At 64.6% G+C, this 15840-nt stretch carries 12 protein-coding genes; 5 read left to right on the top strand and 7 right to left on the bottom strand.

Annotated elements, in window-relative coordinates:
* Window positions 1–44: 44 nt before the first annotated feature.
* From ACLJEU_RS11005 to ilvE, 5 genes are all read right to left on the bottom strand, one after another.
* A complete protein-coding gene (locus tag ACLJEU_RS11005) occupies window positions 45–1847 on the bottom strand; it encodes a tetratricopeptide repeat protein (RefSeq protein WP_414664961.1) in 1803 nt (600 codons plus the stop codon).
* Window positions 1848–2150: 303 nt separating this feature from the next.
* Complete coding sequence (locus tag ACLJEU_RS11000; protein WP_414664962.1) at window positions 2151–4679, bottom strand: ATP-dependent Clp protease ATP-binding subunit; 2529 nt, start codon at window positions 4677–4679, stop codon at window positions 2151–2153.
* 22 nt (window positions 4680–4701) lie between these two features.
* Window positions 4702–5793: a protein arginine kinase gene (locus tag ACLJEU_RS10995; protein ID WP_414664963.1), complete on the bottom strand. Its 1092-nt coding sequence runs from the start codon at window positions 5791–5793 to the stop codon at window positions 4702–4704.
* Between the two features lie 4 nt (window positions 5794–5797).
* A complete protein-coding gene (locus ACLJEU_RS10990) occupies window positions 5798–6307 on the bottom strand; it encodes a UvrB/UvrC motif-containing protein (RefSeq protein WP_414664964.1) in 510 nt (169 codons plus the stop codon).
* Between the two features lie 322 nt (window positions 6308–6629).
* Window positions 6630–7496 (bottom strand): branched-chain-amino-acid transaminase, encoded by an 867-nt coding sequence (gene ilvE / locus ACLJEU_RS10985; RefSeq protein ID WP_414664965.1) that lies wholly within the window; start codon window positions 7494–7496, stop codon window positions 6630–6632.
* Window positions 7497–7625: 129 nt separating this feature from the next.
* Here ilvE and ACLJEU_RS10980 point away from each other — a divergent pair, with 129 nt between their 5' ends.
* From ACLJEU_RS10980 to ACLJEU_RS10970, 3 genes are all read left to right on the top strand, one after another.
* Window positions 7626–8426 carry a type II secretion system protein gene (locus ACLJEU_RS10980; protein WP_414664966.1) on the top strand — a complete coding sequence of 267 codons (801 nt, stop codon included), beginning with the start codon at window positions 7626–7628 and terminating at the stop codon, window positions 8424–8426.
* Between the two features lie 114 nt (window positions 8427–8540).
* Window positions 8541–10283 (top strand): putative manganese-dependent inorganic diphosphatase, encoded by a 1743-nt coding sequence (locus ACLJEU_RS10975; protein ID WP_414664967.1) that lies wholly within the window; start codon window positions 8541–8543, stop codon window positions 10281–10283.
* Between the two features lie 251 nt (window positions 10284–10534).
* Window positions 10535–11902, top strand: a complete 1368-nt coding sequence (locus ACLJEU_RS10970) for an IS1380 family transposase (RefSeq protein ID WP_457795331.1) — start codon at window positions 10535–10537, stop codon at window positions 11900–11902.
* A gap of 7 nt (window positions 11903–11909) precedes the next feature.
* On the opposite strand, the gene lpdA is transcribed toward ACLJEU_RS10970, so the two are convergent.
* Both lpdA and ACLJEU_RS10960 read right to left on the bottom strand, forming a co-directional pair.
* On the bottom strand, window positions 11910–13316 hold the full coding sequence (gene lpdA / locus ACLJEU_RS10965; protein ID WP_414665048.1) for a dihydrolipoyl dehydrogenase: 1407 nt from the start codon (window positions 13314–13316) through the stop codon (window positions 11910–11912).
* Between the two features lie 182 nt (window positions 13317–13498).
* Entirely contained in the window at window positions 13499–13915 is a 417-nt protein-coding gene (locus ACLJEU_RS10960; RefSeq protein WP_414665049.1) for a phage holin family protein, read from the bottom strand.
* A gap of 41 nt (window positions 13916–13956) precedes the next feature.
* Between ACLJEU_RS10960 and ACLJEU_RS10955 the strand changes: the two genes are divergently transcribed.
* Window positions 13957–15063: a glycosyltransferase gene (locus ACLJEU_RS10955; protein WP_414665050.1), complete on the top strand. Its 1107-nt coding sequence runs from the start codon at window positions 13957–13959 to the stop codon at window positions 15061–15063.
* Window positions 15060–15821, top strand: coding sequence for a DeoR/GlpR family DNA-binding transcription regulator (locus ACLJEU_RS10950; RefSeq protein WP_414665051.1), 762 nt, complete (start codon window positions 15060–15062; stop codon window positions 15819–15821). The genes ACLJEU_RS10955 and ACLJEU_RS10950 overlap by 4 nt, the downstream gene beginning before the upstream one ends.
* The last annotated feature ends 19 nt before the right edge of the window (window positions 15822–15840 follow it).

Raw genomic sequence — 15840 nt, 5'->3', positions numbered from 1 at the left:
CACAAGCGCAACGGTCGTTCGCCGGGCGCCGATCGCCACCCGCGCTACGGCTTCGCGGCTTTGATTTCCTTCAGCAGCGCCTCGAATTCGCCGGCGAGCTGGCTGTTCGGCTCGACCCGCAGCGCCTGGTGGGCGCGTTGAAGTGCGCGCAGCGCCTCGGCCTTCTGATTGAGTTGCACGAGGTGGCGCGCAAAGCCGGCGACCACCTGATCGAAGAAGCCGATGCCCTCGCCGCGGCCGTAACTGTCGACCGCGGAATTATACACGCGGATCTGTTCCGCCAGCGGCTGCGTTGCCATCGCGCGACGCACGTTTTCGCGGGCCTGCTGCACACTGAGATCGCTGCGGCCGGGCTTGTGCTTCGTCGCGATGCGACGCACCTCTTCCGCGGCTGCCGTGGTCTCGCCGCGCGCGCGCAGGCTGTCGGCGACCCGCGTCACATACTGCGCCTCGAGATCCGGGTGACGTTGAAACGCGAGCGCCGCCTCGCGCAGCAGGCTCTCAACCGCCTTCGCGTCGCGGCCTTCCTTCCGCGCCGCGGCAATCAGCAGCTCCCAGCCATCCTGGTTGCGCCGCTCGTAACTCACCGCCTTGCGCGCGGCCACGCCCGCGGCCCGGGCGTTGCCGAGCGCGAGATATTCCGCGGCGAAGCGCGCGTGCGTGCGCGACTGCCGGAACGACGGCAGCGAGCGAAACCCTTCCGAAAGAAACTGCAGATCGTGATCCGAGAACTGCGCCCACGTCTGCGGATCGCGCGCGTAGCCGGTGATGAACCGCTGCTCGGCGTAGCGGCCGGCATCGAGCTGCCACTTGCGACTGCCGTCGAGAAAGCCGAACCACGCGTGCCGGCCGTCCGCGCCGGCGCCGCCGAACAGGAGCGTGGGCACGCCGCGCGCCTTGCCCGCCTGAGTGGCGAAATACGCCTGGTCGGGACAGATGCCGCCGGTCGCAATGATCTCCGGCAACGTATAGGTCGCGCCGGGCCACACGAGCTGGTTGCCCGTCAGCCGATCGTTGCGGTATCGGATCATGGAATACGCGCGCGGGAGCTGGGCGAGCGGCAGATCCGCGGCCCCCTGGATCCATTCGAGTTCGTTGAACGGCGCGGCCGCATCGACGACGAACTTCAACTCCTCCGCCCCGAGTCGCGCGAGCGAATGATACGTCCGCCCCCGCTGCTCCTGCTTGATCCACCAGGCAAACGCGGCCGCGGGCGGCGGCAGCGTCCGGGGGAGCGCCCGGTTGGTCACCTGCGCGTGCGGCCAGTCGGGCGGCGGCGGCACGTCGTAAACCACCGCGATCGCCAGCGCCAGGTTCACGTAGGTTTTGAAACGCGCTGGGTCGGCCTTGAACAGTTCGTCGAGGATTTCCAGCACGCGCGGCGCGAAGTCGACGGGCGTCAGCAGCGCAAAAAATTCCGCGGACACCGCAACGTTGCCCACGAGCCAGGCTTGCAGCGCGGGCGAGAGATTCGCGGCCAGGAGCCGCGGGCGTGCGTCGTATCGCGTCGGCATGTTCGGATGGGCCAGCCGGGCCGCCTGCACGGTTTGAACCCAGCGCGGCACAAACTCGGGCTCGCTTTGGCCAAGCAACGTCGCCCAACGAAAGGCGTTGAGCCAGGCTTCGGCGGCGGCGGGCTTCTCGCGCTCGTAGGCGCGGACCCCGGCCACCTGCAACGCGGCGCTCTGCGGTGCCCAGCCATCGCGTTGCGCCGCGGCGTGAATCGCCGCGAACCGCATCGCAGTCGGCACCGCAAGGACCTCTGCTTCAGGAATGGCCCCGCCCTGCGCCACCAGCCGGGCGCAAAGGGTGAATGCCACCACGAACAGCGATGCGATGCGTTTCATGCCGACGGCACGAAGACTTCACGGGGCCGGAGGTGCATGTCACGCGTGGAGTCGGGTCCGCGCGCGGAATCACAGATGTTTGCCAACTGCACGGCGCGTGGCTCGCGGGAGCGCAGGAGTCGGTCCCCGGGAGCGCAGGCGTTCTGAATGCAGGCCGGAGGCCTGCGCTTCCGGGCCTGCGCTTCGGGCGGGAGTTCGCGGGCCTGTATCCCGGATACGCTCCCCAACGCCCAAACGAAAGCCCCGCTCCCGTTGATCTCGGGGGGCGGGGCTTCGTTTAACGACGGGTGGTCGTTTTTGGGTTCAGGGCGTCACGCCGCTTGCAGCGGTCGGTGGCGTCTTTTGTTTGAAGATCAGCTTGTCGCCATCGCGGGCCACCACGACCGGCTCGCCGTCCTTGACGTCGCCACGGAGCAACGCCTCGGCCAGCGGATCCTCGAGGTAGTGCTCGACGGCCCGGCGCAACGGACGCGCGCCGTACTTCTCGTCGTAACCCTTCTCGATGAGCAGGTCCTTGGCTTCCTGGGTGAACTCGAGCGTGATTTTTCGCTCGGTGAGGCGCTTCGAGAAATGCGTCGTCTCGAGCTCGACGATCTTGATCAGGTCGTCCTTCGACAACGGCCGGAAGAACACGATGTCGGAGATACGATTCAGGAACTCGGGCTTGAACACCCGCTTCGCCTCCTCGAGCACCTTCTCGCGCATCTTCTCGGCGTCGTTGAAATTCGACGTCGCCGCGGCGAAGCCCATCGAGGTCTGGCGCTGCAGGAGCTGCGCACCGACGTTCGAGGTCATGATGATGATCGTGTTGCGGAAATCGACCGTGCGGCCCAGCGAGTCGGTCAGGCGGCCGTCCTCCAGGATCTGGAGCAGCAGCTGAATGACGTCCGGGTGCGCCTTCTCGACTTCGTCGAAGAGCACGACCGCATACGGCTTGCGCCGCACGGCCTCGGTGAGCTGGCCGCCTTCCTCGTAACCGACGTAGCCCGGAGGCGAGCCGACGAGGCGGGAAACGGCGAACTTCTCCATGTACTCGGACATGTCGATTTGGATGATCGCGTCCTGGTTGCCGAACATCTGCGCGGCGAGCTGCTTCGCGAGCATCGTCTTGCCGACGCCGGTGGGGCCGACGAACATGAACGAGCCGATCGGCCGGCGCGGATCCTTGAGATCGGCGCGCGAACGACGCAGTGCCCGGGCGATGGCGATGGAGGCGATGTCCTGGCCAATGACGGCCTTCTGCAGCTCGCCTTCGAGCGCGAGGAGTTTTTCGCTCTCCTTCTTTTCCATCCGGTTCAGCGGAATGCCGGTCCAGTCGGCGACGACCTGCATCATGAGGTCTTCGTCAATCAGGACGCGCTTCTCGTCGCGCTGTTTCTTCCACTGCTCGGTGATTTGATCCTGTTTGGCGCGGAGCTGCTTCTCCTGGTCGCGGAACTTGGCCGCTTCCTCGAAGTGTTGCTCGCTGATCGCCTTTTCCTTCTGCGCGCAGACGGACTCGATCTCCTTGGTGAGATTTTCGACGTCCGGCGGTCGGCTGAGGGCGCCGATGCGGGCGCGCGAACCGGCTTCGTCCATCACGTCGATGGCCTTGTCCGGCAGGAAGCGACCCGTGATGTAGCGGTCCGAGAGTTTGACGGCGGACTCGAGCGCCTTGTCGGTGAAGGTCGCCTTGTGGTGATCCTCATACTTCCCGCGGATGCCCTTCAGGATTTGAATGGTGTCATCCACGGAAGGCGCCTCGACCTTGACAGACTGGAAGCGGCGATCGAGCGCGGAGTCCTTCTCGATGTACTTGCGGTACTCGTTCAGGGTCGTCGCGCCGACGCACTGCAGTTCGCCGCGGGAGAGCGCGGGCTTGAAGATGTTCGACGCGTCCATCGCGCCCTCGGCCGCGCCGGCACCCACGATCGTGTGCAGCTCGTCGATGAAGAGAATGATGTTCTTGGCGCGCTTGATCTCGTCCATCACGGCCTTGATGCGCTCCTCGAACTGGCCGCGGTACTTGGTACCGGCGACCATCAGCGCGAGATCGAGCGTGATGACTTTCTTCTCAAACAGGATCTCCGGGACGTTGCCCGCGGCGATTTCCTGCGCGAGGCCTTCGACGATGGCGGTCTTGCCCACGCCGGCTTCGCCGATGAGGACGGGATTGTTTTTCGTGCGGCGGCAGAGGATCTGGATGACGCGGCGGATCTCGTTCTTGCGGCCGACCACCGGATCCATCTCCCCCTTGCGGGCGAGCTCCGTGAGGTCGCGGCCGAACGCTTTCAGCGCGGGCGTCTTCACTTCCTTCTTGTCCTCGGCCTGCGCCGAACCGCGCTGCGGATTGCCCGCGGCGGCTTCCTCGCTGCCTCCCTCGTTGGTCTGACCGCCCGAGAACTGCGGATCGAGTTCGCGGAGGATTTCGTTGCGCGTGCGCTCGATGTCGATGTCGAGGGACTTCAACACGCGGGCGGCTACGCCCTCTCCTTCGCGCAACAGGCCGAGCAGGATGTGCTCGGTGCCGACGTAGGAATGATTGAGCGTCTTGGCTTCCTTGCCGGCGAGGGCGAGGACCTTCTTCACGCGCGGCGTGTAGGGAATGCTGTTCTGCGTCTTCGTCTCCTGGCCGGTGCCGACCTGTTTTTCAACGGCGGCGCGGACGGTTTCGAGATCGAGGCCCATCTTCTGCAGGACGCTGACGGCCACGCCCTGCCCCAGCTTGATCAGCCCAAGCAGGATGTGCTCGGTGCCGACGTAATTATGGTGAAAACGATCGGCCTCCTTGCGGGCCAGCGCGAGCACCTGCTGCGCGCGTGGCGTGAAATTATTCATCGGCTCTTGGGACATGTAGGTGTGGGTTGGAGCGGACTTAGTTCTTTTCGTTGTTGTTAAAATTAAAATCCGGACGGACGAAATTCGCAAACTCGGAGCGCAGACGGGAGGCGCGCAGGAAATCGCGCTGGCCCGGTTCAAACTCGCCCTTCTGCGCGTGCTGCAGGTGGCCGGGCTGAGCCTCGATGAAGAGGCGATCGATCACGCAGCGGTTGCCGTCGGGAAAGGCGCCGAGATCCACGCCCAGCCGAATCAGCGAAAGGAGATTCATCGCTTCGCTGGAACTGAGCAGGTGGCAGTTCTGCAGGATGCCGTAGGCGCGGCCGATCTTGTCGAGCAGCTTGCCGGAGTCGGCCTCGAGCAGTTTCTCGCGGGCGTTCAACTCGTGCTCGACGATCGACTGCAGCACGGACGCGAGGCGCTTGATGATTTCCTCCTCGGACTCGCCGAGCGTCGTCTGGTTGGAAATCTGAAAGATGCTGCCGCTGGCATCGGAGCCTTCGCCGAACAACCCCCGCACCACCATGCCAAGCTGGTTCACCGCGCGGACCACTTTCTCCATCTGGTTCGAGATGACGAGCGCGGGCAGGTGCATCATGGCCGAGGCGCGCATGCCGGTGCCGAGATTGGTCGGGCACGCGGTGAGGTAGCCGAGCGTCGGCGAGAATGCGAAGTCGAGGTGATCCTCGAGGGCCGAGTCGAGGTCGTTGATCGTGCTCCACGCCTTCTTCAGGTTGAAGCCCGCCCGCAGGACCTGGATGCGCAGGTGATCCTCTTCGTTGACCATGACGGAGAACGCCTGATCCTTGCTGATCACGACGCCGGCACCGCTCTTCGCGCCGCTGAGTTCGCGGCTGATGAGGTGGCGCTCCACGAGGATTTGGCGCTCGAGCTCGCTCAGGTCGCCGATCGCGACGTTGAAGGAACGCTTCATCTGCGGCAGCGCGCCCACGGCCGTGCGGCAGGCGGCGAAGGTTTCTTCGCGTTGCGCGGCCTTGGCCCAGCCCGGAAAGGAATGGCCGGCGAGATTGCGGGCCAGCCGCACGCGCGTCATGAGCACGATCGCGGTCTTGCTGCTGGCCGAGTCCGTGAGCTCAGACGGGGTGTCGATGAGCGAGGAAATCGTCATGGCTTTAGCGGGCCGCGTGCTGGTTGAACGCTTGTTTGACCTGGTTGATTTCATCGCGGGTGCGCGCTGCGTCTTCGTAACGCTCCGATTTGATCGCTTCCGTCAGATCGAGTTCGAGTTTGGTGAGCTTGTCGTAAAGGGATTTCCGCTCGAGGGCGCGGGTCGGCACCTTGCCAGCATGAGCAGTGCCGTTGTGCATGTTCTCGAGCATCGGCTCGATCACGCTGAGAAAGGTCTCGTAGCAGGCCGGGCAGCCGAAGCGACCGTGCTTCTTGAAATCGTTCTGCGTGAAACCGCACTGCTCGCAGCGCACGCCGGCGGGCACGGATTGCTCTGGATTCAGGGAGGCCTTGAGCAACAGATCGGCCAGCGAGAATCCGCTGGGATCAGTCACGCCCTTCGCCTGCGCGCACGACTCGCACAAATCCACCTTGTGAACCTTGTTGTTCACGATCTGCGTGAGGTGAACCGTCGCCGGCTTGGAGCAAAGGTCGCATTTGAGCGGATTGGCCATGAATGGGTAGGTGGTTCTGCACGCAACATGCCACACTGGCCCACGCTGGCAAGTGCTGGCGTGCGTCAGGATGCAACGAGCCGAGATGACCCGGCTCAATGCGCCAAGAGTGCAATCGTGACACGGAACGGAAACTTGAGGTCCGGCAATGCCTAAACCGCCCGCAAATCTACTCAAGAACCGGGCCGGGCGGCCGACGGTAGACAATTGCGGATTTCGGATTGGGGAATGCGAATTTTCGGATTTTCGAAACGGCGTACCCGTGTGGCAGTTTCTGAACGGATTTCCCAATCCGCAGTCCGCAATTCGCAGTCCGCAATTTTCAAATCCGCGTGCCGTCCACCAGCACGCGCTTCCGAAAGGCCGCCAGCACGCGCTGCGTGACCGGGCCGGGTTTGCCGGTGCCGATGACGCGACCGTCAAGCTTCACCGCCGGGATGACTTCGGCGCCCGAACCGGTCAGGAAACATTCGTCCGCCACCCAGATGTCGTAACGGGTCATGTCTGCCTCACGAATCGGAATGTTCAGCTCCTTCGCAAGGTCCATGATCGTCGAACGTGTCACGCCCTTCAGGGCGCCCTGCGAGGCCGCCGGCGTGATGAGTTCGCCCTTGTGCACGATGAAGACGTTGTCCGCGGTGCATTCGGCGACGTAGCCCTGGTCGTTCAACATGATCGCCTCGAGCGCGCCAAACTGCTTGGCCTCGATCTTGCCGAGGATGTTGTTCATGTAGTTCAGCGACTTGATCGTCGGCGGCAGCGCGGCCGGATTGATCCGGCGGGTCGGCACGGTGACGATCGCGAGGCCGTTCTCGTAATACTCCTTCGGGTAGAGCGAAATCTTGCTCGCGATGATGAAGAGCGTGGGCTTCGGGCACAGCCACGGCGCCAGGCCAAGGTCGCCAACTCCGCGCGTCACGACCAGCCGGATATAGGCATCGGTCAGGCCGTTCTGGCGGCAGGTTTCGCATGTCGCCTCGGCCAGCTCCGCCCGCGTCAGCGGCAGATCGAGCATGATGGCCTTGGCCGAGTACTCGAGGCGTTCAAGGTGCTCATCGAGGCGGAAGATGTTGCCACCATAGAGGCGAATGCCTTCGAAGACGCCGTCGCCGTAAAGCAAACCGTGATCGAACACGGACACTTTGGCTTCAGCGCTATCGACGAACTTGCCATCCAGATAGACCTTCATTCTGCCAGCGTAGTTGTGGAAAAAAAGTTTTGTCCAGCCCGCGGCGGGAATTTCTGCTTGTGCCCGCGATTTTTCGCCGAAACTGTCGCGGTAATTCCGCGTCTTTCCCCTCCGCCAGCCCCTCATCTTATGCGAACTCTCCCTCGGCGCCGCGCTGTCAGCGCTGCCGCGTTTACCCTCATTGAGCTCCTGACCGTCATCGCGATCATCGGCATTTTGGCCGCCATCGTGATTCCAACGGTCGGCACCGTGCGCGAAAAGGCGCAGCGAGCCGTGGACTCCAACAGTGTGCGCGAGATCCTGAAAGCCGCGCAGATTTACGCCGGCGACAACCAGGATCGGTTGCCGGATCCCCAGTCCATCACCAATGCGACGCTCGCGACCCCGCAGCCCGCGTGGCGCTGGCCGGGCATCCTGGCGAAGAACAACATTCTCACGGACCCGACCTTCTGGTTCGCCAAGAACGACCAGGCTTTCAGCGGTGTCTACCCGCAGTTCATCATCCAGCCGACCGCCCAGCGCAATTCGCTGCACACGACCTTCACCCAAAACCGTTCGCCCTCGTGGGAAATGGTGGGTGGCGTGAAGATGAGCGACGCTGCCACGACTCCGGTGGTTTACACCCGCGGCCTGCAGAGCAACGGCCTGTGGAGCGCCACCAGCGGCGTGTACAAGGATACCGGCGGTTTCATCGCCTTCCTCGGCGGCAACGTCTCCTTCTTCTCGAATGTGCAGACGGCCAATTCGCCGTTCTTCTCGAACAATCCGGCCAGCACCAGCCAGACGAAGCCCCAGGACATCCGCCAGGCGATCCCGTTCAACACTTCCAACACGAACAGCAGCGCGCGCATCTACGGTATTCCGCCGCCGGCAGGCGCGGGCGGCATGGTCGGCTCGGCCGGCGGTACGCTGGCCACCCGCGGGCCCTAATTTCTTCCCGCAACGATCCTTCTACCTTCAGCCCGGCTGCATTTTGCAGCCGGGCTTTTTCTTTTCCCGCTTCCACCGCCGCTCCGCGGTGTCCATCGTGCGCTCACACCCACCATGCCGTCCGCTCCCGCGCCCGCGACCACGCCTCCCAGTCCCACCTACGTGGTCGGCCACAAGAATCCCGATGCCGACGCCATTTGTTCCGCCATCGCCTATGCCGCTTTCAAGGAGGCACGTGGCGAGGCCGGCTACATCGCGGCCCGCTGCGGCAATTCCAACGCGCGCATCGACACGATCCTGTCGCGGTTCCGCCAGCCGCTGCCTCACTACCTGACCGACGTTTCTCCGCGCGTGCACGACCTGATGACGCCCGGTGTGATCGCCGTGCCGGAGGACGCCACCTGCGCCGAAGCCCTTGAACACATCGACCGCCACCACATTCGGGTGCTTCCGGTCACGAACCGCCACCGCAAGCCGGTCGGCATGGTCTCGCTCGCGCAACTCGGCGGCATCTTCATTCCCCGCGTCAGCGAGCCGCGCCTGATGCGGCAGGTCCACACCTCGCTTTCCGCCATCGCGCGCGCCCTCAAGGGCCGCATCGTGCAGGTATTTCAAGAGGACCGCGTGGAGGATCTGTTCGTTCGCCTCGGCACGATGGACATCCGCTCGTTCTGGAGCATCTCCGTCCGCGAAAACATCCCGGCCTCCCAGTCGATCATCATTGTCGGCGATCGCCGTGACGTGCAGCGCCGCTCCATCGAGTTGGGCATTCGCGCCCTCGTCATCACGAGCAATCTCGACATGGACGACGAGACAATCGCCCTCGCGAAGGAAAAGGGCGTGAGCGTCATCATGAGTCCGTACGATTCGGCGACGACGGCGTGGGTCGTGCGCACGGCCTCCAGCATCGAGCGCGTCGTCGACCGCACCTTCGACACGGTCGATCCGGACACCCGCATCGCGGACGTGCGGAAGAAGTTTTCCGTCACCAACCACGCCGTCATGGTCACCAACGACGACGGCGAGCTCATCGGCATCCTGACGAAGAGCGACATCTTCAAGCCCGTCCGCACCCGCCTGGTGCTCGTCGACCACAACGAACTCACGCAGGCCGTGCCCGGCGCCGACGAAGTGACCATCGCCGAGATCATCGATCACCACCGGCTCGGCGCGATGAACACCGCGCAGCCGATCCTGTTCATCAACGAACCCGTCGGTTCGACCTGCACCATCGTCGCCGATCTTTTCCGCCGCGAAGGCATGCACCCGTCGCCGTCGATCGCCGGCATCATGATGGCAGGGTTGATTTCAGACACCCTGCACCTCAACGGTCCCACGACGACCGGCAAGGACGCCATCCTGCTGGCGTGGCTGTCGGAGATTGCGGGAGTCAACTCGAAGCAACTCGCCGACGAGATCTTCAACTCGGGTTCGGTCATCCTGGCGAATCCGCCCGAGAAAGTCGTTCGCTCCGATTTCAAGATTTACGAGGAAGAAGGCCTGCGTTTCGCCGTCTCGCAGGTCGAGGAACTCGGCTTCGGCAATTTCTGGCAGCACGCCAAGCCGATCGCGGAGGCGGTGAAGGACCTGCGGGCCGACGAGCGGCTCGCGTTTGCCGCGCTGCTGATCACGGACATCAACACCCAGAACTCGCTGCTGCTGGTGAAGGGCGACGCGGTGTTCATCGAACGCATCCGCTATCCGCACGTGGAGCAGGACGAGATCTTCGATCTCCCGGGCGTCGTCAGCCGCAAAAAGCAGCTCATCCCCTACCTCACGAGCCTGATCAAGGAACTCGCCGCCGACGGCGCGCTGCCGACCGGCAAGAGCGCGACTCCGTTCAAGAAGAGGAAGTGAGGATCGGACGGAGATGAGGGTTGAGGGATCGAGCCGCTCCGTACGTATGCAGTCACGACGATCGGCAGCAGAATCCCTTTTTCCTGCTCTCAACGCTCAACTCCAAACTCTCAACCCGGCACGCCTCGTGCCGCTCAGCCGGACTCATGCAGTAGTCGCCAAAGAGGGCACCGTTAGGCGTCGTTGATGGTGTGAAACATAAGACGACGTTAACGCCCCAGACGGAGGCGAACCAAACGGTGCGGCTGGATTTGGGCACCAAAAGTGGCGTGCAGTCGATGCGGATCGGCTTCACCGACCAGCGCCTAACGGCGCACGGGGGGCTGGCGGTGTGGACGAGTTTTGTGGAGGAAAGCGGGCTGCGGGAGAAACTCGCCACGGTGCTGCCGCATGCGCCGACGAGCCCCAACGCCTACGATCCGGTGGACACGGCGCTGGGTTTTATCGGCGGGATTCTCTGCGGGGCGGACAAGCTGGCGCGGGTGGCGCATCTGGCGCACGACCCGGCCGTGGCGGAGGTGCTGGGCATCGAAGCGGTGCCCAGTCAGTCGACCCTCTCGCGATTCTTCGCGGCCTGCGGTCGAGCCGCCTGCGAAGAGCTCGGCGGATTGCACGCCTGGGTGTTGGGCGCTCTGCCCGCCCGCGCCGAAGGCTACACGTTGGATTTGGACTCCTTTGCGCTGGTGCACGAAGACGGGCGCCAGGAAGGAGTGCGCGTCGGCTACACCCGCAAGGGGCTCAAGCCCTGTCACCGCCCCATCGTGGCCGCGATCGCCGAGGTGCCCCTCGTCGCCAACTTCTGGTTACGCCCGGGCAACACCGCTTGCGTCAGTGCCGCGGACGTGTTTCTGGGCGACACCCTCGCGCGCTTGCCCGCGGGCGTGCGGATCGGCCTGGTGCGCGCGGACAGCGGTTTTTGCACCGAGAAGATGATTACTAAGCTGGAAGCGGAAAAACTCTCTTATGTGCTGGCGGCCGCCCTGCGTTCCCCAGTCCAGGCGCTGTGCCGCCACGACGAAGCGGCCTGGACGGCGACCGACGTGCGGGGTCTGGCCGTGCAGGAAGTGGCCGACGCGCGCGGCGGGCGTCTGATCGTCGTGCGCCAACGCAGTGCCGAGCGGCCGCACGCCGGCGGCAAGCAACTCATCGAGGTGCCCGGCTACAAGTTCCAGGCGCTGCGCACCAACCTGCCCGCCACCGTGTCACCCCTCGAAGTATGGCGCCGCTACAACGGCCGCGCCGACATCGAAAACCGCATCAAGGAACTTGGCGCGCAGTTCGGCTTGAAGGGTCTGTGTTGCCGCTCGTTTTGGGCGACGGAAGCGGCCTGTCACCTCGCCATCACCGCCTATAATCTCTGCGTCCGGCTGCAACAACGGCTCGGCCAGCCGCACCGCGCTGAACTCGGCACGCTCCGCCGGCAGCTCTTCACTTGCGCCGCCGTCTTCAGCCGCGCCGCCGGCAAGCCCACCCTCAAACTCGCCGTCGCCGGCGACAAGGCCCGCGCTTGGTGGCTCGCACTCCTGCGCCGCATCGCCGACCCAACCCACTGCGATGCAGTTGCCGCCCTCGGGGCCCGCGCCAGAAAACGCTCCATCCTCCATCCCTCAACTGCATGAGTCCGGCTCAGATATGAATCGCCTCACCGCTCGTCGCGGCGGCGGCTTCCATCAGCGCTTCGCTCAAGGTCGGGTGCGCGTGGATCGAACGGTGCACTTCGTCGACGGTGCCTTCCATGTTCATCGCGAGCACGTACTCGGCGATTAACTCGGGGGCCTCGTTGCCGATGATGTGAGCGCCGTAGATCTCGCCGGTCTTGGCGTCGGTGATGATTTTGACGAAGCCTTCGGAATCGCCGGCGGCGACGGCCTTGCCTGACGCCGTGAACGGGAACTTGCCGACCTTGTAGCTCAGCCCCTTTTCCTTGGCGGCCTTCTCGGTCAAACCGGTGCTCGCGATCTGCGGCTGGCAGTACGTCGCGCCCGGGAAAATCTTCACCCGTCCGGCGTGGTGGTGGCCGAACATCGCATTGACGGCGTTGACCGCCTCGAACGTCGCCACGTGCGCGAGCCATGGCGGCCCGATGATGTCACCGGCGGCGTAAATGCCCTTCACGCTGCTCTCGTAGTTGTCGTTCACCTTCACGTAGCCGCGCTCGAGGTCGAGTTTGACCTTGTTCGAAAGCGCGCCCTCGAGATTGGGCGTCACGCCGATGGCGATCAGCAGCGACTCCGCCTCGAGCTCCGTCGAGTTGGCCTCGCCGGTCTTCACCAGCGACAACTCCACCTTGTCCTTCCGGACGCGGATGTTTTCGACCTTGGTGTTCACGTGGACGGTGATGCCCTGCTTCTCAAACGCGCGCTGCAGCGCCTTGGCGACGTCCTCGTCCTCGACCGGCACGACCTGCGGCAGCATCTCGACCAGGGTCACCTTCGAACCGAAGGCGTTGTAGAAATAAGCGAACTCCACGCCGATGGCGCCGGCGCCAATGATCACAATGGACTTCGGCGGCGACTTGCGCGGCTCCAGCGCCTCGCGCGAGGTCAGCACCCGCTGTCCGTCGACCGGCACGTCCGGCAACCGGCGCGGCTTGCAGCCCGTGGCGAGCAGGACGTTCTTCGTCTTGAAGAACTTCCCCTTGTGCTCGCCCTCGGTGATTTCGACCATCCCGGGCACGGAGACCTGGGCGCGCCCGACGAAGTAATCGACCTTGTTCTTGCGGAAAAGGAACTCCACGCCCTTGGCCATCTGGCCGGCGACGCCCCGGGACCGGTCCATGACTTTGGCGAAATCGAAACCGGCATCCTTTACGTTGATGCCAAATGTCTCGGCCTTCTGGAGCGACCGGAAGAACTCCGCGCTCTTGAGCAACGCCTTCGTCGGTATGCAGCCCCAGTTGAGACAGGTGCCGCCGGCCCGCTCGAGTTCGATGCACGCGACCTTCTTGCCGAGCTGCCCGGCTCGAATCGCACCCGCATAACCCGCCGGGCCACCCCCGATGACAATGAGATCGTATTCCGTCGTTTCAGCCATTCCGCCAACGTCGCGAGGCCGGAAAGCACCGTCAAACGGAAAGTCTGTCTTCGACTTGGAACGAGTGGTACCTCAGGAGCCCGGTCCTGATGGCCCACGGAACACACGAACTACACGGAAAGAAATCCGAATCGCTCGCTTCCGTGTAGTCCGTGCGTTCCGTCGGCAATTGTCCGAGCCGCTCACACGTCGATCACGTCGTCGTCCTTCGGCTTTCGCCCGACTTTGCCGCGGACTTCCACCTTGGTGCTGCGCATGAGCAGGCTGACCATCAGATTGGTGATGCTGACCACCACGGAACCGCCCAAGGCGGACCAAAAACCGTCGACGACGAAACCGTTCACCAAATGTCCCACGAGCAGGAATAACAAGGCATTGATCAACAGGACCCCGAGTCCCATCGTGACAATGATGAACGGCAGCGTGAACAGCACCAGCAGCGGCTTGAGGATCGCGTTGAAGAAGCTCAACAGCAGCACGACCACGATCAGCGTGGTGCCGTTGTCGTTCTCGATGCCCGGCACGACCCGGGTCGCCAGCATCACACCCAGCGCCAACACGATCCAGCGCACGAAAAGTTGCATGACCGGAGAGTTCATCGCTTGAGGGGTCACCCTTCGTCGCGTCGCCGCCCCCGGCAATGAAAATCCTGATCGTTCAAGATTTTCTGCGCAGCGGCGGCACCGAGCGCCAGTCAGTCCTGCTCGCCAACGCCTTCGCGGCCGCCGGGCACCGCACGACCCTGCTCACCTTTCGTCCCGGCGGTGCGTTAGCCCCGACTGTGGTGACCAGCGTCGCACGTCACGTCCTGCAGCCCCTGGATTTTCGCGCGGATTGGTTCGCTCCGGGTCTCACCGCGGCGGCCCGACGCCTCGCACCCGACGTCGTGCTCTGTATGGGCCGCATGGCCAACTGTTACGCCGGCGGCCTGCAAAGCGACCTGCCCGCCGCGCGCGTGATCGCCACGATGCGCACCGGCAAGCCACTGCCGCGCCTCTTTCGCCGCTCGCTCGCCACGGTGAGTCACGTCGTCGCGAACAGTCGCGACGCCCGCGACACCCTCGTGAACACCTACGGCGTCGCCGCGGAGAAGATCGCCGTGATCTATAACTCTCTCATTTTCCCTGCGGGGTCGGAACGTGTCGGCGGTGCGCCCTCACCCCGCGATACCCTGCGGTCGAAGCACGGCGCCACGCCCGCCACTGCCGTGCTGCTGTGTGTCGCGATGTTTCGCCCCGAGAAAAACCAGCGTGAGCTGATCGAGATCGCCGCCGGCCTGCCCGCCGACTGCGACTGGCAGCTCTGGCTGGCGGGTGACGGCCCGGCTCGCACCGCGTGCGAGCAACTGGCCGCGACAAAAGGTCTGACGGCCCGCGTGCAGTTCGTCGGGTTTCACCGCGATCCCTCGGCGCTGTATGCCGCAGCCGACGTCGCGGTGCACGCGTCGTGGAGCGAGGCGTTGTCCAATTTCCTGATCGAAGCGCAGGCGCACGGCGTCCCGGCCGTGGCGTATGCGGCGCAGGGCATCGAAGAATGCTTCGTGCCAGGCCAGACCGGCTGGGAGATCCGCCGCGACGACCGCGCGGCGTTTCGCGCGGCGCTGCTGCGCCTGCTGGCCGAACCCGGCGCCGGCCGCGTCGCGCGATCGGCCGCGGCGCGCGCCTTTGCCCGTGAAACCTTCGATCCGTCGCGTCAGGTAACGGCCTACCTGGATCTGTTTCAACGTCTCCTGCGCGCCGCCCCATGACCAACAAGCAACGCATCGACCTGATCGAGCGGCACATTCGCGACCAGAAATACGCCGACCTGCATTCGCTCGCGGATCACTTTGGCGGCTCGCTGTCCACCGTGCGGCGCGCGCTCGATACGCTGGAGAGTCGCGGCATCGTGCGGCGCCACCATGGCGGCGCGTCGCTGATCGAGACCGACGCCCTCGCGCAGGAGCACGACTTCCTCACGCGGATCAAGCGGCAAGCCGATCAGAAACTCGCGATCGCCAGCCTCGTTGCCGCCCAGGTGCCGGCCGGCTGCACCGTCATTCTCGACGGCGGCACGACGACGTACGCGGTGGCCAAGCTGCTCGCCGAGAAACGCGTGCAGGTGATCACCAACTCGCTGCCGGTCGCCAGCCTCTTCGGCGAAATCGGCAACACGGAAACCATCGTCACTGGCGGCAGCATCCTCGGCCGGTTGGCGCTGCTCGTCGGGCCCCAATGCGAGGCGTCGATCGAACAGGTACACGCGGACATCGCGATCCTCGGCGGCACCGGCGTGACGGAAAACGGCGTCTGGAACCACAACGCGCTCGTGATCGCCGTGCAGCGCAAAATGATCGCCGCAGCCGAGCGCACGATCTTCGCCCTCGATGCGACGAAGTTCGGCCGCAAGGCCCTGAGCCTCACCGCGCCGTTCGGGCCCAAGATGACGATCGTGACCGACACCCGGCCCGCGCCGGCCGTCGTGAAGGCCATCGGCGCCGCCGGTGCCACGCTCACGTTGACCTGAACCGCCCGCCGTCGCCGCG

Origin of the sequence: Terrisphaera buseokensis (assembly GCF_047521145.2) — a bacterium.
Lineage (GTDB): Bacteria > Verrucomicrobiota > Verrucomicrobiia > Opitutales > Opitutaceae > ER46.
The sequence above is the reverse complement of the archived record's forward strand: the minus strand, read 5'-3'. Positions and strand labels throughout refer to the sequence as shown.

Excerpts from the sequence above, each read along its gene's own strand:
- ACLJEU_RS11005 (WP_414664961.1), bottom strand. The coding sequence starts at position 1,847 with ATGAAACGCATCGCATCGCTGTTCGTGGTGGCATTCACCCTTTGCGCC.
- ACLJEU_RS11000 (WP_414664962.1), bottom strand. The coding sequence starts at position 4,679 with ATGTCCCAAGAGCCGATGAATAATTTCACGCCACGCGCGCAGCAGGTG.
- ACLJEU_RS10995 (WP_414664963.1), bottom strand. The coding sequence starts at position 5,793 with ATGACGATTTCCTCGCTCATCGACACCCCGTCTGAGCTCACGGACTCG.
- ACLJEU_RS10990 (WP_414664964.1), bottom strand. The coding sequence starts at position 6,307 with ATGGCCAATCCGCTCAAATGCGACCTTTGCTCCAAGCCGGCGACGGTT.
- ilvE (WP_414664965.1), bottom strand. The coding sequence starts at position 7,496 with ATGAAGGTCTATCTGGATGGCAAGTTCGTCGATAGCGCTGAAGCCAAA.
- ACLJEU_RS10980 (WP_414664966.1), top strand. The coding sequence starts at position 7,626 with ATGCGAACTCTCCCTCGGCGCCGCGCTGTCAGCGCTGCCGCGTTTACC.
- ACLJEU_RS10975 (WP_414664967.1), top strand. The coding sequence starts at position 8,541 with ATGCCGTCCGCTCCCGCGCCCGCGACCACGCCTCCCAGTCCCACCTAC.
- lpdA (WP_414665048.1), bottom strand. The coding sequence starts at position 13,316 with ATGGCTGAAACGACGGAATACGATCTCATTGTCATCGGGGGTGGCCCG.
- ACLJEU_RS10960 (WP_414665049.1), bottom strand. The coding sequence starts at position 13,915 with ATGAACTCTCCGGTCATGCAACTTTTCGTGCGCTGGATCGTGTTGGCG.
- ACLJEU_RS10955 (WP_414665050.1), top strand. The coding sequence starts at position 13,957 with ATGAAAATCCTGATCGTTCAAGATTTTCTGCGCAGCGGCGGCACCGAG.
- ACLJEU_RS10950 (WP_414665051.1), top strand. The coding sequence starts at position 15,060 with ATGACCAACAAGCAACGCATCGACCTGATCGAGCGGCACATTCGCGAC.